Raw genomic sequence first — 18,823 nt, 5'->3', positions numbered from 1 at the left:
CCTATGGTGCGAAGCGTGGACGATGCGGAGGACCGGGAACCGGCACTGGTGCAGGCCAAGGCACTGGTGAAGCGCTTCGGCGAGTTCGAAGCCGTGCGCGGGATCGACGTCGAGGTGCGGCGCGGGGAGGCGTTCGGGTTCCTCGGCCCGAACGGCGCGGGCAAGTCGTCGACCATGCGGATGATCGCCTGCGTGTCACCCCGCACGGACGGCGAGCTCCGCGTGCTCGGCCTCGACCCGGAGGTGGCCGGGCCGCGGATCCGCGCGCGCCTCGGCGTGGTGCCGCAGCAGGACAACCTGGACGTCGAGCTGACGGTCCGGGAGAACCTGCTGGTCTACGGCCGCTACTTCGGCCTGTCGCGCGCGGCGGCCCGGGAGAAGGCCGCGGAACTGCTGGAGTTCGCCCAGCTCACGGACCGCGCCGGCGACAAGGTCGACCCGCTGTCGGGCGGCATGAAGCGGCGGCTGACGATCGCCCGCTCGCTGGTCAACGACCCGGAGCTCCTGCTGCTCGACGAGCCGACGACGGGCCTCGACCCACAGGCCCGGCACCTGCTGTGGGATCGGCTGTTCCGGCTCAAGGCCCAGGGCACGACGCTGATCGTGACGACGCACTACATGGACGAAGCCGAGCAGCTGTGCGACAGGCTGGTGGTGATGGACCACGGCCGCATCGCCGCCGAGGGCTCGCCGGCCGACCTGATCCGGCGGTACTCGACGCGCGAGGTCGTCGAGCTGCGGTTCGCGTCGGGGGAGCAGGTGTCGGCGGCCCAGCAGGTGGAGGGCCTGGCGGAGCGCGTGGAGGTGCTCCCGGATCGAGTCCTGCTGTACAGCGACGACGGCGAGGACGCGTTGGAGCGAGCTCATTCCCGCGGCGTGCGGCCGCTGTCGAGCCTGGTGCGCCGCAGCTCGCTGGAGGACGTCTTCCTCCGGCTCACCGGCCGGACGTTGGTCGACTGATGGCGACGATCTCGACCGGCCGGGTGGTCGGCAAGTGGCACGGCGCCTGGCTGCAGGTCGAGGGGCGCTGGACGTGGTACCGCCGCCACTGGCTGTCCACTTTGTACTCGACCGGCCTGCAGCCGGTGCTCTTCCTGGCCGCGATGGGGCTCGGCTTCGGCTCGCAGGTGCGGCCGGGCGAGGTCACCGGCGGCCTGTCGTACTTGCAGTACATCGCCCCGGCACTGCTGGCCGCCGGGGCCGCGCAGCAGGCGTTCGGCGAGTCGAGCTACCCGGTGCTGTCCGGGTTCAAGTGGCAGAAGGAATACCTGGCCGTCACGGCCACCCCGGTGTCACCGGGCCAGGTGTTCGGCGGGCACCTGATCTGGTCGGCCCTGCGCCTGACGCTGGCGGGCGCGATCTACGCGTTCGTCGCGCTGTTCTTCGGCGCCTGGACCGGGCCGGGGGTGCTGCTGGTGATCCTGGCCGGCACGGTCACCGGGCTCGCCTGCACCGCACCGATGGCCGCGCTCGCCGCGCGGACCTACGACGAGGGCCAGCGCTTCGGGCTGATCTTCCGGTTCGTCGTGATGCCGATGACGTTGTTCTCCGGCACGTTCTTCCCGATCTCCCAGCTGCCGGGCGCGATCCGCTGGGTGGCCTGGCTCTCCCCGCTGTGGCACGGCACGCAGCTGGCCCGCGGCGTGAGCATCGGCGGCGTGGGCGGCTGGGCGATGCTCGGTCACCTCGCCGTGCTGGCGGCGCTGTTCGCGGCCGGGTGGGTGCTCGCGCACCGGGCCTTCTACCGGAGGCTGGTGGTCTGAATGACGACCGTCGAAACCCGCGCCGGGTTGCTGCTGCGCATCCTGCCGCCGGGGCTGTACGCGGGCCGCGCCCGGATGCTCGTCGAACGCTCGGTGCTGGTCTACCGCGGCAACTGGCTGATCTTCCTGTCCGGCGCGGTCGAGCCGTTCCTCTACCTGCTGGCGTTCCAGCTGGGGTTCGGCAAGCTGGTCACCGAGGTGACGGGCCCCGGCGGGCAGCCGATGAGCTACGTCGCCTTCGTGGCGCCGGCGCTGCTGGCGACGTCGGCGATGAACGGCGCCGTCTTCGAATCGACGTACAACCTGTTCTTCAAGCTGCGCTACGCCAAGCTGTACGACGCGATGTTGGCGACCCCGATCGGCCCGCTGGACGTGGCGCTGGGCGAAATCGGCTGGGCGATCACCCGCGGCGGCATCTACGCGGTGGCCTTCCTCGCCATCGCGGCGGCGATGGGCCTGCTGGCGTCGTGGTGGGCCCTGCTGATGGTCCCGGCGGCGCTCCTGGTGGGCTTGGCGTTCTCGGCGATCGGCATGGCGCTGGTGACGTTCCTGCGCTCGACGGCCCAGTTCGACTACATCCAGCTCGGCCTGACCCCGATGTTCCTCTTCGCGACGACGTTCTACCCGCTGTCGGTGTACTCCGAGCCGCTGCAGTGGGTGATCCGCTGCCTCCCGCTCTACCACGCGATCGAGCTGATGCGCGGCCTGGCCACGGGCCTGTTGTCCGGCAGCATGCTGATCAACCTGGCCTACCTGCTGGCCCTGGGCGCGATCGGCCTCTGGGCCTCGACCCGCCGCATAGCCAAACTCCTCCTCACCTGACGAGACGCCCACCCAATCACGCGAGTTCCGTCCCCAATCACGCGAGCTACGCGCCCAGTCACGCGAGTCCCGTCCCCGATCCCGCGACGTCCGGCTCCGCTCACCGCCGCGCGGCGTCACCGAGCCTGGTCAGGCTGCCCACCCGGTGCAGCCGCAGGCGCCGGAACACGCACCATCCCGTGCCCGTAGAACCCGTTGTACCCCTCATACCCGGCGCAGTACGCGTCCTGAAGCCCATCCCCGGTCAGGTCGTAGTCGGCCGGGCACGGCATCGGCATCGCCTGCGCGTCCAACGTCCGCCGCAGCTGGCGGGGGCCGGCCTTCTCCGAAGCGGACGCCAGCAGCGCCAGCACGCCCGTCACGTGCGGGGCCGCCATCGACGTTCCGCACAGCGGTGCGTACCCGCCCGGCACCGTCGACAGCACGCACTCGCCCGTCTCGCCGCCCGGCGCGGTGACGTCGATCACGCCCAGCCCGTACGAGCTGTACCCCGCCTTCACCCGGTCCGCGCCGACGGCCGACACCGCGACGACGTCCCGCAGCCCGGCCGGCAGGGCTTCACACCCGCTGCTGGCCCCCCGCGCTCCCGACCGCGCCGACGGCGTCAGGTCGACCGCCTCGTTCGTCGCCGCCGCCACGTTCAACGTCCCCGCCGACGTGCTGTACTCCACCGCCCGGGCCAGCACCTCGTGCACCACTCCACGGTCGTTGCCGCGGATGCACGACAGCGACCACGGGTTGACGAAGAAGCTGCTGTTCGTCACCCGCATGTGCCGCGCGGCCGCCCACATCAGCCCGCACACCGCGGCCTCCGGGGCGGCGTACCCGCGGTCGTCGATCACCTTCACCGACGCCACTCGTACCCCGGGCGCCACACCCGTCACGCCGCGCCCGTCGTCGGCCGCCGCGATGATCCCCGCCACGTGCGTCCCGTGCACCGACGTCGTCGGCTCCCACGCCGACGGCGACCGGTCGGGCGCGCCCGTCAGGCAGCCGGCCGAGTCGTCGCGGTCGACGGCGTCGCTCAGGTCCGGGTGGTCCGGGTCGATCCCGGAGTCGAGCACGCCGACGACGACGTCCCGGCGGCCCGCGAAGACGGCCGGGGCGCCGATCATCCGCATGTCCCACTGCTGCCCGCTCAGGTCGGCGCCGGGGACGCGGGCCGGGTCGGTCGCCGGCAGCGCAGCCCGCGCGGGCTGCGGCTTGACCTCGGCGGCGCGCTGCGCGGCCAGCCGCTCGGCCTGCGCGCTGAACGCCCGGTCGAGCCCGATCCGCCCGCCGAAACCCGGGTCGCCGGAGGTGGCGACCGCGACCGCGATCTGCGGGTAGTACACGGTGGTGGCCCCGCAGGCGCGGTCGATTTCCGACCGGGCCGCGGCTTCGGAGGTGCCGCGGTCGAAGGCGACGACGTAGCGGAGGGCCCGGCCGTGGGCGCAGCCGGACTCGGCGGCCGCCGGACCGGCGGTGACGCATCCCGAAAGCACCATGACGGTGCACACGGCCGCTCGCAGCGGCCGCGCCAGCAGGGACACCGGACCTCCCACCGGATGCAGGAACCGCGGGTGCCGGCGCGCGAGATCCCGGTCACCCCGAGCCGCACCGTAGCCACCCGGCGCCCGGCGGACAAGCGCTCGGGCGAAGTTCCCCCGGCCGTGGGCCGGTACGGCACGCCCGGGTGCCTGCGGGAGGTACCGAGTACACCGGAGTGGTCACCCGGTGTGGGATACTCGGGGTGGCCGCTGGGCCGCGGGGCGCACGTGAGAGGTGCTGCCTGCGGCGTTGTGGCCCGGTGATGTGCATGAACAGCGTGACGCGCGTCGCCGCCCGCGAACCGGGTGGCTGGACGACGTGGCAGGCGGCCCGGGGGCCGCGCAAGCCTGGCCAAGCACGCCGCCGAGCAGACCTTTGGCCGGGTTGCGCCCCACCGGAAGCGGTGGTGCGGCGCCTGGTTGTCGGGCAAGGATTCCCGCCGCTGGTGACCACCACGGCGGCAACGATCAGAAAGGGGCCCCTGCGCGGCCGCGTCCCTGCCGGTGCGAACCGGCAGACGCGCCCGGGGGCGGAGGAGACACATGTCGAACGCGGAAACACCCGCCGAGCACACCGGCGGGAATCCCGCCACACCCGCGGCCGGCCCGCTGGCCGACCTGCCCGCCCGGATCCGGGTGCACGCGCTGGCCAAGCTGCTCGAGTCGCACAGCCGGGACGTCCTCGCGAAGCTCGCCGAGCTGGGCGAAAGCGTGCGCAGCGCGCAGTCGAGCGTGACCAGGGAAGTGGCGCTCAAGGTGGCCGAGGCCTTCGCGCCCGGAGAGACCGGCGAGACCGGCAAGACCGGTGAGACGGAAGACACAGCGGCCGAGCCCGTCGCGCCGGCCCAGCCCGCCGAGGCCCGCCCGCCGGTGCCCGAGGTGCCGGTCGCCGAGGCCGAGAAGCCGCGGCCGCGCCAGAAGACCCGCGCGCACCTGCCGGTGTTCGCCGCGCCGTCGCCGGTCTTCCTGCCGCCGGAGCCGGCCGAGCCCGCCGCCAAGCCGGCCCGCAAGCCGGCCGACCCGTTCGCGGAGCCGCCGTCGCGCCCCGAGCCCGAGGTCGCCGAGGAAGAGACCGAAGACACCACGCCGGGCACCGACACCGGTGCCGATGAGGACGGCGACGACGCCGGCAGCCGCCGTCGCCGCCGCCGGGGCCGTCGCGGCCGTGGCCGTGGCAAGGGCGCCGAGGGCGGCGACGAGACCGCCGAAACCGAGGACGACCAGGCCGAGGAGCAGCCGCGCCGCAAGCCTCGCAACGGCGACGAAAAGCCCGAAGCGGACACCGAAGAGGCCGAGGACGCCGCGGAGTCGTCCGCGGACGCCGAGAGCGACGCGGACGAGGGTGAAGGCGGCAGCCGCCGTCGTCGTCGCCGTCGTCGCCGCAAGGGCTCGGACGGCGAAGACGCCGCCGAGAGCACCGACGACCCGCCCAACACCGTCACCCACGTCCGGCAGGCGAAGGCCGAGCAGCCCGAGCGCCCGGCGCGCGACGAGGTGCGCAGCGTCCGCGGGTCGACCCGGCTGGAAGCCAAGCGCCAGCGCCGCCGCGACGGCCGCGAGGCGGGCCGCCGCCGCGCCCCGATCCTGTCCGAGGCCGAGTTCCTGGCCCGCCGGGAGTCGGTCGAGCGCACGATGGTCGTCGCCGAGCACGGCGACTCCACCCAGATCGCGGTCCTCGAGGACGGCGTCCTCGTCGAGCACTTCGTGACGCAGTCGGGCTCCGGCTCGATCGTCGGCAACGTCTACCTCGGCCGCGTCCAGAACGTGCTGCCGAGCATGGAAGCCGCGTTCATCGACATCGGCCGCGGCCGCAACGCCGTGCTCTACGCCGGCGAGGTCGACTGGGACGCCGCCGGCCTGGAGGGCAAGGCCCGCAAGATCGAGCAGGCGCTCTCCACCGGCGACTCGGTGCTGGTCCAGGTGACCAAGGACCCGGTCGGGCACAAGGGCGCCCGGCTGACCACGCAGATCTCGCTGCCCGGCCGCTTCCTGGTGTACGTCCCCGCGGGCGGCGCCACCGGTATCTCCCGCAAGCTGCCGGAGAACGAGCGCCGCCGGCTCAAGGACATCCTCAAGCGGATCGTCCCGGAGGACGCGGGCGTCATCATCCGCACCGCCTCCGAGGGCATCGGCGAGGAGGAGCTGGGCCGCGACGTCGACCGCCTGAAGGCGCAGTGGGACGTCATCAAGGAGAAGGCCGCCGCCGGTTCCGGCAAGAAGGGCGGCGCGCCGACCATGCTCTACGAAGAGCCGGACCTGCTGGTCAAGGTCGTGCGTGACCTCTTCACCGAGGACTTCACCAAGCTGGAGATCCAGGGCAACCGGTCCTGGGAGACGATCAACGGCTACGTCAGCCACGTCGCCCCGGAGCTCACCGAGCGCCTCAAGCGCTACACCGGCACCGGCGACGCGTTCGCCGACCACCGGATCGACGAGCAGATCACCAAGGCGCTCGACCGCAAGGTCTGGCTGCCGAGCGGCGGTTACCTGGTCATCGACCGCACCGAGGCGATGACCGTGATCGACGTCAACACCGGCAAGTTCACCGGTTCGGGTGGCAACCTCGAGGAGACGGTGACCCGCAACAACCTGGAGTCGGCGGAGGAGATCGTCCGCCAGCTCCGGCTGCGGGACATCGGCGGCATCATCGTCATCGACTTCATCGACATGGTGCTCGAGTCCAACCGCGAGCTGGTGCTGCGCCGCCTCACTGAGTGCCTCGGCCGCGACCGCACGCGCCACCAGGTCGCCGAGGTCACCTCGCTCGGCCTGGTCCAGATGACCCGCAAGAAGATCGGCACCGGCCTGCTGGAGGCGTTCTCGACGCCGTGCGAGCACTGCAAGGGCCGGGGCGTGCTCGTCTCGACCGAGGTGCAGCGCACGAGCGGCGGCTCCTCGCAGTCCCACGGCGGCGGCAACGGCAACGGCGGCGGCAACGGTGGCGGGGAGAAGAGCTCCCGCCGGTCGCGGGGCCGCGGCAAGGGCGAGGAGGCCGCCAAGGAGCAGGCCGAAGCCGCCAAGGCCGAGGTCCATGCCGTCCCGACGCCGGAGCAGCGCGAGTCGATCGCGTCCGCGGTGGCGGCGATGGCGAACGCGTCGAAGGCCGCCAAGGAGCACGACCACGGCGCGCTGAACGGCAACGGGCCCGCCCCGGAGCCGGCCAGGGAGGTCGCGGACGTCCCGGCGACCACGGAGGCCGACGAGACGCCGGTGGCGGCCGAGCCGCCCGCCGAGCCCGCCCAGGAGGTCGCCGGCACCCCGGTGACCACCGAGGCCGACGAGGTCCCGGTGCCGCAGGAGCAGGAACCCGAGGTCGAGCGGTCTTCGGCGCCGGAGCCGGCCGAGGAGCCGGTCGCCGACGTCAGCGTGCCCGAACCGGCCGTGCGCTCCACCCGGCGCCGTCCGCGCCGGGCGGCGTCGCGGCCGGCGGGCCCGCCGGTGCACGCCTCCGACCAGAGCAAGTGAACAACTAGGGGGACCCCGGTGGTAACGCACCGGGGCACCCCACGTAACCTGTAGTACGGCCTGCCACCAGAGCAGGTCGCCTGCGCGAGTCCAGGACCGCCGTTCCATCAGGTGGGCCGATCGCGCGGAGCCCCCACCCATTGTCGAGTAATGCAGGAGACTTCCGTGTCGGCGTACGCGATCGTCAAGACCGGCGGCAAGCAGTACAAGGTGGCCGTCGGCGACGTCGTCGAGGTCGAGAAGCTCGAGGGCGAGCCGGGCACCGAGCACATCCTCCCCGCCGTTTTGTACGTCGACGGTGGCGAGGTCACCACGGACGCCGACGCGCTGGCGAAGGTCTCGGTCACCGGCAAGGTCGTCGAGCAGACCAAGGGTCCGAAGATCCGGATCCACAAGTTCAAGAACAAGACGGGCTACCACAAGCGCCAGGGTCACCGGCAGAAGCTGACCCGCGTCGAGGTCACCGCCATCTCCCTGTAAGACCGTCTCCGGATCTTCGCAAGAAAGAGGACTGAGCTATGGCTCACAAGAAGGGTGCATCCAGCTCCCGCAACGGTCGTGACTCGAACGCGCAGCGCCTCGGCGTCAAGCGCTTCGGCGGCCAGGAAGTCAACGCGGGCGAGATCCTCATCCGCCAGCGCGGCACCAAGTTCCACCCCGGCGTGAACGTCGGCCGTGGCGGCGACGACACGCTGTTCGCCCTGGCCGCCGGCGCGGTCCAGTTCGGCGAGAAGCGTGGCCGCAAGACGGTCAACATCGTGCCGTCGGAAGCCTGATTCGGCTTCTGTCTAGACCTCTGACGAGGGGTGGGGCCGGAATATCCGGTGCCACCCCTCGTTTGTTTTGTGCAGACCCTTTTCGGCGAGTGAAGTGAGGCAGAGTCATGGCGTCCCGGTTCGTGGACCGCGCGGTCATCCACCTGACCGCCGGTGACGGGGGCAACGGCTGTGCCTCGGTGCACCGCGAGAAGTTCAAGCCCCTCGGCGGCCCCGACGGCGGCAACGGCGGCAACGGCGGCGACGTCCTGCTGGTCGTCGACCCCAACGTGCACACCCTGCTCGACTTCCACTTCCGCCCGCACGCCAAGGCCGGCAACGGCAAGATGGGCCAGGGCAGCAACCGCGCCGGCGCGGCGGGGGAGACGCTGGTGATGAAGGTGCCGTCCGGCACCGTCGTGTTCACCGAAGACGGCGAGATGGTCGCCGACCTGATCGGCCCGGGCACCACGTTCGTCGCCGCCCAGGGCGGCCGCGGCGGGCTCGGCAACGCGGCCCTCGCGTCGAAGGCCCGCAAGGCCCCCGGGTTCGCCCTGCTGGGCGAGCCGGGTGAGGCCCGCAGCCTGACGCTGGAGCTGCGTTCGGTCGCCGACGTCGGCCTGCTCGGGTTCCCGTCCGCCGGCAAGTCGTCGCTGATCTCGGTGCTGTCCGCGGCCAAGCCGAAGATCGCCGACTACCCGTTCACGACGCTGGTCCCGAACCTCGGCGTCATCACCGGTGGCGACACGGTGTTCACGATGGCCGACGTGCCCGGCCTCATCCCCGGCGCGTCCGAGGGCAAGGGCCTGGGCCTGGACTTCCTCCGCCACATCGAGCGCTGCGCGGTGCTGGTGCACGTCGTCGACTGCGCGACCCTCGAGCCGGGCCGTGACCCGCTGTCCGATGTGGACGCGCTGGAGGCGGAGCTCGCCAAGTACACGCCGAGCCTCGGCGGGAAGCTCGAAGAACGTCCGCGCGTGGTCGTCCTGAACAAGATCGACGTCCCGGAGGCGGCCGAGCTCGCCGAGTTCGTGCGCCCGGACCTCGAAGCCCGCGGTCTCCAGGTGTTCGAGGTCTCGACAGCCTCGCGCAAGGGCTTGCGCGAACTGACGTTCGCCTTGGCCGCCATCGTCGAGAAGTACCGCGAGGCGCAGCCGGTGCTGGAGCCGGAGAAGATCGTCCTGCGGCCGCTCGCCGTCGACGACTCCGGCTTCACCGTCGAGGTCGACCCGGAGGAAGAGGGCGCGTTCGTCATCCGCGGCGCGCGTCCGGAGCGGTGGATCCGCCAGACCGACTTCGGCAACGACGAGGCCGTCGGCTACCTCGCCGACCGGCTCAACCGCCTCGGCGTCGAGGACGAGCTGGCCAAGCTCGGCGCGCGGCCGGGGAGCCCGGTCACGATCGGTGACGTCCAGTTCGAGTGGGAGCCGTCGACGCCTTCGGTGGCGGTCCACCTGTCCGGGCGCGGCACCGACGTCCGGCTGGAGCGCACCGACCGCGTCGGCGCGGCCGAGCGCAAGGAAGCCCGCCGGGTGCGGCGGTCGGGCTCGGACTCGGACGAGGACGAGTTGGACTTCGACGCGTGAGCGGCACTCGGGAGGCCATCGCTGCGGCGCGGCGCCTGGTCGTCAAGGTCGGCTCGTCGGCGTTGACGACGGCCGGCAGCGGGCTCGACGTGGCCCGGCTGGACGCGCTGGTCGACGCGATCGCCGAGCGCGTGTCCCGGGACGCGCAGATCGTCTTGGTGTCCTCGGGCGCGATCGGCGCCGGCCTCGCCCCGCTTTCCCTGGGCAAGCGGCCGCGTGACCTTGCCACGCAGCAGGCGGCGGCGAGCGTGGGGCAGCTGCAGCTGGCGCACGCGTACGCCGAGTCGTTCGGCCGGTACTCGCTGACGGTCGGCCAGGTGCTGCTGACCTCCGACGACGTCGTCCGCCGTTCGCACTACCGCAACGCGCAGCGCACGTTCTCGCGGCTGCTGGCGTTGGGCGCGGTCCCGGTGGTCAACGAGAACGACACGGTGGCCACCGAGGAAATCCGCTTCGGCGACAACGACCGTCTGGCGGCCCTGGTGGCTCACCTGATCGGTGCCGACGCGCTGATCCTGCTGTCCGATGTGGACGGCCTGTACGACGGAGATCCCCGCGGCGGCGCGACCCGCAAGCTGACCGAGGTCCTCTCGGAGTCCGATGTGGACGGAATCTCGGTCGGCATGTCCAGCTCGGGCCTGGGAACGGGCGGCATGGTGTCCAAGCTCGCGGCGGCCCGGACGGCGGCGGGAGCGGGCATCCCGGTCCTGCTGGCGGCGGCTTCGGAGGCCTCGGCGGCGTTGACGTCGGCGTCCCCGGGCACGGCGTTCGCCCCGGCGGACACCCGCCTGTCGGCCCGCCGCTTCTGGCTGGGCTACGCGGCGGACACGACGGGCAAGCTCCGCCTCGACGACGGCGCGGTGACGGCGGTCGTCCGCCGCCGCCGGTCGCTGCTGGCGGCGGGCATCACGGGCGTGGACGGCGAATTCCAGGCCGGCGACGTGGTCGACCTGGTCGACGCGAAGGACCGCCCGGTGGCCCGCGGAGTGGTCGCCTTCGACGCGACGGAACTCCCGGAGCTGATCGGCCGGTCGACCCCGGAGCTGCCGGAGGAGCAGCGGCGAGAGGTCGTCCACGCCGACGACCTGGTCCCGCTGCGCCGGTAGCTGCTCAGGGTGCCTCGACCGCGGAAATCCGGTAGCGCGCCACCGACGCGTCGAGGATTTGCGCCGTCTGCTCGTCCGACGGCCCGGAGCCGCGGAAGCGCTCGAGGTCCGCGTCGGATTCCCAGCGCTCGTACACCGTGATCCGGCCGGCGTCGAGCAGGTCGGCGCCCAGCGCGTACTCCAGGCAACCGGGCGCCTCCCGCGCGAGCCGGACGGCTTCGGCGCAGCTGTCCAGGTAGGCGGCCCGGTCTTCGGGAGCCACGGCGAGCCAGCCGGCGACGATGATCACGACGTGATCCGGTCCGCTTTGATCGTGAGGAGCAGCCGCGTCTGGTCGCGCCCGCCCCACCACGGGTACGGGCCGCCGAGGTAACGCTGCGCAAGCTCCTCGATGTGCTCGACGGCGCCGTCCTCGGTCATGTCCAGGACGCGCCCGCGGATCGCGTAGTAGCGCGACGGCCGTTCACGGTCGGCGACGTTCAGCGCCACCCGCGGGTCGCGCGCGATGTTGCGCTGCTTCTGGTGGCCCAGCACGGTGTTGACGAGGATGTGCGTGCCGTCGGTGTCCACCCAGGTCTGGGTGAGCTGCGGCGAGCCGTCCGGCATCACCGTCGACAGGAAGCAGAGGCTGGGCTCGCGCAGCAGCGAGAGCAGGTCGCCGGGCAGTTCCACAGTGGTCTCCCGCTAGAGCTGGTCGGGCGCTTCGATCCCGAGCAGGGAAAGCCCGAGCGCGAGCGTGTTCGACGTCAGCGTAGTCAACCTCAGCCGTGACGCGCGCAGCGACGGCGAGGGCGCCTTCAGGACCGGACATTCTTCGAAGAACCGCGAGAAGGCAACCGCCGTCTCGTACAGGTACGTACAGAGCTTGTGCGGCGCGTAGGCGCTTGTCGCTGCCTTCAGTGCTTCGCCGAACCTGAGCAGCTTCAGTGCCAACGCCCGCTCCGCCGGTGCTTCGAGCTCGATCCCGGTCCCGCCGGGCAGGCCGCCCGCCTTCTGGAGGATCGACTGCGTCCGCGCGTGCGCGTACTGGAGGTACACCGACGTGTTGCCCTCCTTGGCCAGCATCCGATCCCAGGCGAAGACATAGTCGCGCTCGCGGTCGCCGGACAGGTCCGCGTACTTCACCGCGCCGATGCCCACCGCCCGCGCGACTTCGGCCTGGCCTGCGGCGTCGAGCTCACTGCGTTCGGCAACGACCGCCGCGGCCTGCGTCACGGCTTCGGTGAGCAGGTCGGCCAGCCTGACGGTCTCGCCGGCCCGGGTCCGCATGGCCTTGCCGTCCGCGCCCAACACGGTGCCGAAGCCGATGTGCTCGGCGTGCCCGGTCAGCCAGCCCGCCGCGCGGCAGGTGGCGAACAGCATCGCGAAGTGCTGCGCCTGCGGCGTCCCGACGACGTAGAGCAGATCGGTGGCGCCACGCTCGGCCGTCCAGTACCGGACGGTCGCCAGGTCCGTGGCGGCGTACCCGTAGCCACCGTCGCGCTTGCGGACGATCAGGGGCAGCCGGTCGCCTTCGCGGTTGCGGAACCCTTCGGGGAACGCGCAGATCGCGCCGTCGCTGACTTCCGTCAGCCCGGCTGCCTCGAGGTCGTCGACGACCGCGGCGAGGTAGTGGTTGTAGAAACTCTCGCCGTAGATGTCCCTGTCGGTCAGGGAAATGCCGAGCAGGGCGTAGACCTCGTCAAAGTGCCGGGTCGACTCGTCGACGAGCTCCTGCCAGACGGCGAGAGTGTCTTCGTCGCCGCTCTGCAGCTTGACGACCCTGGTGCGCGCCCGCGTCGCGAACGCTTCGTCGCTGTCGAATTTCCGGCGCGCTTCGCGGTAGAAGGCGTCGAGGTCGGCGATCGCGCGTTGCCCGGCGGAGACGTCGAGGAGGTGCTCGATGAGCATGCCGAACGGCGTGCCCCAGTCGCCGAGGTGGTTGTGCGGCAGCACTTCGTGCCCGGCGAACCGCAGCAGACGGGCGAGCGCGTCGCCGATCACGGACGAGCGCAGATGCCCGACGTGCATCTCCTTGGCGACGTTCGGGCTGCTGTAGTCGAGCGCGATCCGCCGCGGCGCCGGCGTTTCCGGCACGCCGAGACGCGGATCGCCGAGCAACGCGCCGGCCGTCGCCTCGAGCCATTCCGTGCGCAGCACGAAGTTCAGGAACCCCGGCCCGGCGACTTCCGGCGAATCGGCGATCCCGTCGAGTTCCAGCGCTCCGGCGATGAGCCCGGCGACCTCGCGCGGCGGGCGGCCGAGCCGCTTGCCCAGGCTCATCGCGAGGTTGGCCTGGAAGTCGACGCCGTCACGTGGCGACGCCTGGACCAGCGCCTGCTCCGGCGTCAGTTCGACGTCGAGTGCCCAGCCGGCGGCGGTCACCACGCGGCGCGCCAGCTCCTCGGTAACGTCGGCGGTCTGCTGCACGGTGTCCCTCCTTCGGCTCGGTCACGGAAACCCGCACCCTAGCGAGCGTGACCGGCCGATGCCGAAGGGTTTACCGCAGCTCGCTGCCCTTGGTCTCGGGGAGCGTGAGGATGACCGCGAAGGCGATCGCGGCGCCCACGGCGACGTACCAGAAGTAGAGCGTCTGCGACACCGTGCCGAACAGGGTGATGAGCAGGGGAGCGGTGCCGCCGAAGATCGCGACGGTCAGGTTGTACCAGGCCCCGATGCCGAGCCCGCGCAGTTCGGTGGGGAACAGCTCGCTCATGATGGCCGGCGCGATCGACGTCATCGCCGTGTACAGCCCGAGCCCGACACAGAACACCACGAGCAGCCCGCCGGCCCCCGGACCGATCAAAGTGGACAGCGGCACCACGGCGACCGCGGTCGCCCCGGACCAGACGAGCAGCTGCGGCTTCCGGCCGAACCGGTCCGACAACGCCCCGAGCGGGTACTGCAGCGCGATGAACAACGCCGTGCCGACGGACAGGGCGAGGAACACGGTGTCGGCGTCGGCGTGCCGGTTCTTCACGGCGAACGACGTGAGCGCGCTGAAGAACGTGTAGTAGCAGAGGGTCGACAGCATCGTGAAGCCGACGAGCCTGCCGACCGCCTTGGGGTGGTGGGTCAGCGTCGTCAGCAGCGGCCGCTCGATCTTGCGCGCCTTGGTCTTGGTCTGCTCGAACAGCTCGGTTTCCGCCAGGCTGCGGCGCAGCCACAGCCCGACCAGGCCGAAGACGCCGCCCAGCAGGAACGGCAGCCGCCAGCCCCACGACGCGAGCTGCTCCTTGTCCAGCGCCCGGGCCAGCACGAAGCCGAGCACGGTCGCGACGAGCACCGCCGAGCCGGTCGAGATGTAGAAGAACGCCGAGTACCGGCCGCGACGCTCCGGGGGCGCGATCTCACCCAGGTAGGCCGACGCGTTCGACACCTCACCGCCGAGCGACAGCCCCTGGGCGACGCGCGCGAGCAGCAGCAGGATCGGCGCGAGCCAGCCCACCTGCGTGAACGTCGGCAGCAACCCGATCGCCACCGACCCGCCCGCCATGAGCAGGATGGTGAGGATCATGGCCGGTTTCCGCCCGCGGGTGTCGGCGAACCGCCCGAGCAGCACACCGCCGAGCGGGCGGAAGAAGAACGCCAGCGCGTAGGTCGCGAAGGTGTTGATCAGGGCCAGCGTGTCGTTCCCGGCCGGGAAGAAGGCACTGGCGAAGTAGATGCTGAACGTCGCGTAGATCGTCCAGTCGAACCACTCCAGCGCGTTCCCGGCGCTCGCGGCGAACAGCTTGCGCACCGGCAGCCGGTGGCGCTGCGCCACCTCGACGGCGGATTCGGTCATGGCGGCCTCCACGTCACCCGAAGGTGGAACGGGACTTTGCCACATCCGTTCGCAGTGCGAAAGGTTCCAACCGCTCTCCCTTCTCCTAAGCCGTGCTGGCCAGCGCGAACGGGAGCACCGCGGGCGCCCCGGCCCGCCGCAGCAGCCGCGCGGCCAGCGTCATCGTCCAGCCGGTGTCGATGACGTCGTCCACCAGCAGCACCGGCCCGGACGGCAGCGTCGCCGCCAGGTCGGCCGGCATGCTCAGCCGTTGCCACAGGTCGGCCAGCCTCTGCGCGCTGTTCGCCTGACGCGGTGGCGGGCCGTCCGCGTCGAGCGCTCCGACGAACTCCAGCCTGCCGATCTCGGCCAGCCGGGTCGCCAGGCTGTACACCAGCTGCGGCCGGGTCGACGACGGCACCGCCACCACCGCCACCGGCCGTTGCGCCCACTGCCAGCCGGCGAGCACCTGGACGCAGGCCTGGAACACCGAGTCCGGGACCTCGGCGTCCACCGCCTGCGGCCCGACGAGCTCCCGCAGCCGGTTGCCCCAGCCGACGTCGGTGAGCCGCCCGAGCACCTGCCCGGGCTCGGCCTGGTCGTCGGCCGAGATCCGCCCGGACACCGGTACGTCCAAAGAGGACATGCCGGTGGGCCACTGCTTCCGTGGCGCGACCTCGACACCCGGGCGTTGCAACCGCTCCCGGGTCGCATCGACGACCTCGTCCGCCACCGCCGTGTCCCAGTGCTGCCCGGTGCAGTTGTCGCACCGCCCGCACGGAACCGCCTCGGGGTCGTCCAGCTGGCGGCGCAGGTACTCCATCCGGCAGCCGCCGGTCGCGAGGTAACCGAGCATCGCCTCCTGTTCGCGGTCGCGCGCCTCCGCGACCCGCCGGTACCGCCCGCGGTCGTACTGCCAGTCCTCGCCCGTGCTCGTCCAGCCGCCCTTGACGCGCCGGACCGCGCCGTCGACGTCCAGGACCTTGAGCACCATTTCCAGCCGGGACCGGGAAAGCTCGACCGACGGCTCGAGCGCGGCCGTCGACAGTGGACGGTCGGCGTAGGAGAGGGTGTTCAGCACCTGGGTCACCCGCAGCTCGTCCGGGAAGGCCAGCGATCCGAAGTACGCCCAGATCGCCTTGTCCTCCTCGCCGGGCAGCAGCACGACCTCGGCCCGCTCCACGCCACGCCCGGCGCGGCCGACCTGCTGGTAGTAGGCGATCGGCGACGACGGGGCGCCGAGGTGCACGACGAACCCGAGGTCCGGCTTGTCGAACCCCATGCCCAGCGCGGACGTCGCGACCAGGGCCTTGACGCGGTTGCCGAGCAGGTCGTCCTCGGCGGCCTGCCGGTCGGCCGGGTCGGTCTTGCCGGTGTAGGCCGCCACCGGGTAGCCGCGGTCCTTCAGCAGCGACGCCACGTCGTGCGCCGCCGCCACGGTGAGCGTGTAGATGATCCCGGACCCGGGCAGTTCGGCCAGGTGCTCGGCGAGCCAGGCCAGCCGCGCCTGCGACGTCGGCAGCCGGCACACCGACAGCCGCAGGCTTTCCCGGTCGAGGCTGCCGCGCAGCACCAGCGTGTCCGCGCCCGTACCGAGGCCCAGCTGCTCGGCGACGTCGGTGACCACGCGGTCGTTCGCGGTCGCCGTCGTCGCCAGCACCGGCACGCCTTCCGGGAGATCACCGAGCAGCGTGCGCAGCCGCCGGTAGTCCGGCCGGAAGTCGTGGCCCCAGTCCGAAATGCAGTGCGCTTCGTCGACCACCAGCAGGCCCGTGCTCGCGGTCAGCTTCGGCAGCACGTTGTCGCGGAAGTCCGGGTTGTTCAGCCGTTCGGGGCTGACCAGCAGGACGTCCACCTCGCCGGCCGCGACCGACGCCTGGACCTGGTCCCATTCCTGGGGGTTCGCGGAGTTCATCGTCGCCGCGTGGATTCCGGCGCGCGCCGCCGCCGAGATCTGGTTGCGCATCAGCGCCAGCAGCGGCGAGACGATCACCGTCGGCCCGCTGCCCTGCTCGCGCAGCAGGGCCGTGGCCAGGAAGTACACCGCCGACTTGCCCCACCCGGTGCGCTGCACGACCAGCGCGCGGCGCCGCTGCGCGACCAAGGCCTCGATGGCCGTCCATTGGTCTTCGCGCAGCTTCGCCGCATCGCCGGCCAGTGCCCGGAGGAGGGTCTCGGCGCGGTCGCGGAGGGCTGAGGTGGTGCTGGTCGTGTCCACGTCCCCACGTCTACCCCATGACACCGACAGAACGGGAATCGGCGGCGCCGCGAACGGAGAGTTTGCGACCGATACGGGCCGTAATGTGACCTGAATCACATGCATTGCCCGGTCGGGCGGGGTGGCGAAGAGCACCCGGCTTCCCGGCGTCCGGCCTTATAGGCTCTCCGGTCATGTCACCACGGCGGATCGGGGTCATGGGCGGCACCTTCGACCCCGTGCACCACGGCCACCTCGTCGCGGCCAGCGAGGTCCAGTCCCGGTTCGGGCTCGACGAGGTGATCTTCGTCCCCACCGGTCAGCCGTGGCAGAAGACCGCGCGCGAGGTGACCAAGGCCGAGGACCGCTACCTGATGACGGTGATCGCGACCGCGTCCAACCCGGTCTTCTCCGTCAGCCGCGTCGACATCGACCGCGGCGGCCCGACCTACACCGTCGACACCCTGCGCGACCTGCACGCCGAATACCCCGAAGACGAGCTCTTCTTCATCACCGGCGCCGACGCGCTCGAGCAGATCCTGACCTGGCACAAGGCCGACGAGCTGTTCGACTTCGCGCACTTCATCGGCGTCACGCGGCCCGGCTACCGGCTCAACTCCCACCACCTGCCCAGCGGCAAGGTGAGCCTCGTCGAGGTCACCGCGATGGCCATTTCGTCCACCGGCTGCCGCGATCGGGTCGAGCGCGGGGAGCCGGTCTGGTACCTCGTGCCCGACGGCGTCGTCCGCTACATCGCCAAAAAGGACCTTTACCGGAAGAGCGACTGAACCACTGCCGGTGCCTGCGGGTACCCTTCTCGGGCGAACCCGATCCGGAAAAGGAGCACTGTGGCAGCCACGTCCGAGGCTCGAGAGCTGGCCGTAGCGGCCGCCCACGCGGCGGCGGACAAGAAGGCCAGCGACGTCGTCGTGCTGGACGTGTCCGAACAGCTCGTCATCACCGACGCCTTCGTCATCGCCTCCGCGTCCAACGAGCGCCTGGTCGGCGCGATCGTCGACAACGTCGAGGAGAAACTGCGGGAGAGCGGCCACAAGCCGGTCCGCCGCGAAGGCGCCCGCGAAGGGCGCTGGGTCCTGCTCGACTACGTCGACGTCGTCGTGCACGTCCAGCACGTCGAAGAGCGCACGTTCTACGGCCTCGAGCGGCTGTGGAAGGACTGCCCGCGCATCGAGGTGGCCGGCCTGGAGGAGCCACCCGCCGACGAGGACCCGGACGTCCCGTGAGCCCGCGGCGGCTGGTGCTCTGGCGGCACGGCGAGACGGACTACAACGCCGCCGGGCGGATGCAGGGTCACCTCGACTCGGCGCTGACCCCGCGCGGCTGGAACCAGGCCCGGTTCGCGGTGCCCGCACTGGCCCGCTTCTCCCCGGACCTCGTCATCGCCTCCGACCTGCGCCGGGCCACCGACACCGCCACCGTGCTCACCGACGCCATCGGCGTCCCCCTGCGGATCGACAAGCGGCTGCGCGAGACGCACCTGGGCGAATGGCAGGGGCTCACCGGCGAGGAGGTCGACAAGGCCTACCCCGGTGAACGCGACCACTGGCGCACCGACGCGACCTGGGCCCCGCCGGGCGGCGAGAGCCGGGTCGACGTCGCCGAGCGCGCCGTCGAGGTCGTCACGGACCTGCAGCAGGCCAATTCCGTGGTGGGCGAAACCGTGCTGCTGGCCGCGCACGGCGGGCTGATCATCGCGCTGACCGCGCGGCTGCTGGACCTGCCGGTCGGCACCTGGCCGTCGCTCGGTGGCATCTCGAACTGCCACTGGGTCGAGCTGGGGCGCCGCGACGGGAAGTGGCGGCTGCACGCCTACAACGCGGGGATGCACGGCTAG

The 18,823-nt window shown here is 71.8% G+C and carries 17 protein-coding genes; 11 read left to right on the top strand and 6 right to left on the bottom strand.

Going from position 1 to position 18,823, the window contains the following annotated elements; all coding sequences use genetic code 11:
- The first annotated feature begins 3 nt into the window (after positions 1-3).
- The 3 genes from ACWEF6_RS13765 to ACWEF6_RS13755 are packed head-to-tail and all read left to right on the top strand — an operon-like array spanning position 4 to position 2,585.
- Positions 4-960 carry an ABC transporter ATP-binding protein gene (locus tag ACWEF6_RS13765; RefSeq protein WP_310972323.1) on the top strand — a complete coding sequence of 319 codons (957 nt, stop codon included), beginning with the start codon at positions 4-6 and terminating at the stop codon, positions 958-960.
- The gene (locus tag ACWEF6_RS13760) at positions 960-1,763 is read left to right on the top strand and encodes an ABC transporter permease (protein WP_449683221.1); all 804 of its coding nucleotides are present in this window, start codon (positions 960-962) and stop codon (positions 1,761-1,763) included. The genes ACWEF6_RS13765 and ACWEF6_RS13760 overlap by 1 nt, the downstream gene beginning before the upstream one ends.
- On the top strand, positions 1,764-2,585 hold the full coding sequence (locus ACWEF6_RS13755) for an ABC transporter permease (RefSeq protein WP_449683220.1): 822 nt from the start codon (positions 1,764-1,766) through the stop codon (positions 2,583-2,585).
- A gap of 116 nt (positions 2,586-2,701) precedes the next feature.
- Here the strand turns inward: ACWEF6_RS13755 and ACWEF6_RS13750 are convergent, their stop codons facing one another.
- On the bottom strand, positions 2,702-4,117 hold the full coding sequence (locus tag ACWEF6_RS13750; RefSeq protein ID WP_449683219.1) for a S8 family peptidase: 1,416 nt from the start codon (positions 4,115-4,117) through the stop codon (positions 2,702-2,704).
- Positions 4,118-4,657: 540 nt separating this feature from the next.
- On the opposite strand from ACWEF6_RS13750, the gene ACWEF6_RS13745 reads away from it, so the two are divergent.
- The 5 genes from ACWEF6_RS13745 (at position 4,658) to proB (ending at position 11,026) form a co-directional block, all read left to right on the top strand.
- Positions 4,658-7,579, top strand: a complete 2,922-nt coding sequence (locus ACWEF6_RS13745) for a translation initiation factor IF-2 N-terminal domain-containing protein (protein ID WP_449683218.1) — start codon at positions 4,658-4,660, stop codon at positions 7,577-7,579.
- Between the two features lie 165 nt (positions 7,580-7,744).
- Positions 7,745-8,059: a 50S ribosomal protein L21 gene (gene rplU / locus ACWEF6_RS13740; protein WP_086678418.1), complete on the top strand. Its 315-nt coding sequence runs from the start codon at positions 7,745-7,747 to the stop codon at positions 8,057-8,059.
- 38 nt (positions 8,060-8,097) lie between these two features.
- Positions 8,098-8,355: a 50S ribosomal protein L27 gene (rpmA, locus tag ACWEF6_RS13735; RefSeq protein ID WP_086846674.1), complete on the top strand. Its 258-nt coding sequence runs from the start codon at positions 8,098-8,100 to the stop codon at positions 8,353-8,355.
- A 107-nt stretch (positions 8,356-8,462) separates the two neighbouring features.
- On the top strand, positions 8,463-9,920 hold the full coding sequence (gene obgE, locus ACWEF6_RS13730) for a GTPase ObgE (RefSeq protein ID WP_449683217.1): 1,458 nt from the start codon (positions 8,463-8,465) through the stop codon (positions 9,918-9,920).
- Positions 9,917-11,026: a glutamate 5-kinase gene (proB, locus tag ACWEF6_RS13725; RefSeq protein WP_449683216.1), complete on the top strand. Its 1,110-nt coding sequence runs from the start codon at positions 9,917-9,919 to the stop codon at positions 11,024-11,026. Before obgE ends, proB begins: the two co-directional genes overlap by 4 nt.
- Before the next feature lie 4 nt (positions 11,027-11,030).
- Here the strand turns inward: proB and ACWEF6_RS13720 are convergent, their stop codons facing one another.
- The 5 genes from ACWEF6_RS13720 to ACWEF6_RS13700 form a co-directional block, all read right to left on the bottom strand.
- Positions 11,031-11,315: a putative quinol monooxygenase gene (locus ACWEF6_RS13720; RefSeq protein ID WP_449683215.1), complete on the bottom strand. Its 285-nt coding sequence runs from the start codon at positions 11,313-11,315 to the stop codon at positions 11,031-11,033.
- On the bottom strand, positions 11,312-11,698 hold the full coding sequence (locus ACWEF6_RS13715; protein ID WP_449683214.1) for a PPOX class F420-dependent oxidoreductase: 387 nt from the start codon (positions 11,696-11,698) through the stop codon (positions 11,312-11,314). The genes ACWEF6_RS13720 and ACWEF6_RS13715 overlap by 4 nt, the downstream gene beginning before the upstream one ends.
- Before the next feature lie 12 nt (positions 11,699-11,710).
- Positions 11,711-13,435: an arginine--tRNA ligase gene (gene argS, locus ACWEF6_RS13710; protein WP_449683213.1), complete on the bottom strand. Its 1,725-nt coding sequence runs from the start codon at positions 13,433-13,435 to the stop codon at positions 11,711-11,713.
- 70 nt (positions 13,436-13,505) lie between these two features.
- Positions 13,506-14,792: an MFS transporter gene (locus tag ACWEF6_RS13705; RefSeq protein ID WP_449683212.1), complete on the bottom strand. Its 1,287-nt coding sequence runs from the start codon at positions 14,790-14,792 to the stop codon at positions 13,506-13,508.
- Between the two features lie 85 nt (positions 14,793-14,877).
- On the bottom strand, positions 14,878-16,989 hold the full coding sequence (locus ACWEF6_RS13700; protein ID WP_449683211.1) for a RecQ family ATP-dependent DNA helicase: 2,112 nt from the start codon (positions 16,987-16,989) through the stop codon (positions 14,878-14,880).
- 197 nt (positions 16,990-17,186) lie between these two features.
- On the opposite strand from ACWEF6_RS13700, the gene nadD reads away from it, so the two are divergent.
- The 3 genes from nadD to ACWEF6_RS13685 are packed head-to-tail and all read left to right on the top strand — an operon-like array spanning position 17,187 to position 18,823.
- On the top strand, positions 17,187-17,756 hold the full coding sequence (nadD, locus tag ACWEF6_RS13695) for a nicotinate-nucleotide adenylyltransferase (protein ID WP_242547171.1): 570 nt from the start codon (positions 17,187-17,189) through the stop codon (positions 17,754-17,756).
- Between the two features lie 60 nt (positions 17,757-17,816).
- Positions 17,817-18,212 carry a ribosome silencing factor gene (rsfS, locus tag ACWEF6_RS13690; RefSeq protein ID WP_003067112.1) on the top strand — a complete coding sequence of 132 codons (396 nt, stop codon included), beginning with the start codon at positions 17,817-17,819 and terminating at the stop codon, positions 18,210-18,212.
- Positions 18,209-18,823 carry a histidine phosphatase family protein gene (locus ACWEF6_RS13685; protein ID WP_449683210.1) on the top strand — a complete coding sequence of 205 codons (615 nt, stop codon included), beginning with the start codon at positions 18,209-18,211 and terminating at the stop codon, positions 18,821-18,823. Before rsfS ends, ACWEF6_RS13685 begins: the two co-directional genes overlap by 4 nt.

This window comes from Amycolatopsis sp. NPDC004772 (genome assembly GCF_053601215.1).
Note: the sequence above shows the minus strand (reverse complement) of the source record. Positions and strands in the feature narration are given on the sequence as shown.

Bases quoted from the DNA above. Each gene is read 5' to 3' on its own strand.
- ACWEF6_RS13765 (WP_310972323.1), top strand. From the start codon at position 4: ATGGTGCGAAGCGTGGACGATGCGGAGGACCGGGAACCGGCACTGGTG.
- ACWEF6_RS13760 (WP_449683221.1), top strand. From the start codon at position 960: ATGGCGACGATCTCGACCGGCCGGGTGGTCGGCAAGTGGCACGGCGCC.
- ACWEF6_RS13755 (WP_449683220.1), top strand. From the start codon at position 1,764: ATGACGACCGTCGAAACCCGCGCCGGGTTGCTGCTGCGCATCCTGCCG.
- ACWEF6_RS13745 (WP_449683218.1), top strand. From the start codon at position 4,658: ATGTCGAACGCGGAAACACCCGCCGAGCACACCGGCGGGAATCCCGCC.
- rpmA (WP_086846674.1), top strand. From the start codon at position 8,098: ATGGCTCACAAGAAGGGTGCATCCAGCTCCCGCAACGGTCGTGACTCG.
- obgE (WP_449683217.1), top strand. From the start codon at position 8,463: ATGGCGTCCCGGTTCGTGGACCGCGCGGTCATCCACCTGACCGCCGGT.
- ACWEF6_RS13705 (WP_449683212.1), bottom strand. From the start codon at position 14,792: ATGACCGAATCCGCCGTCGAGGTGGCGCAGCGCCACCGGCTGCCGGTG.
- nadD (WP_242547171.1), top strand. From the start codon at position 17,187: ATGGGCGGCACCTTCGACCCCGTGCACCACGGCCACCTCGTCGCGGCC.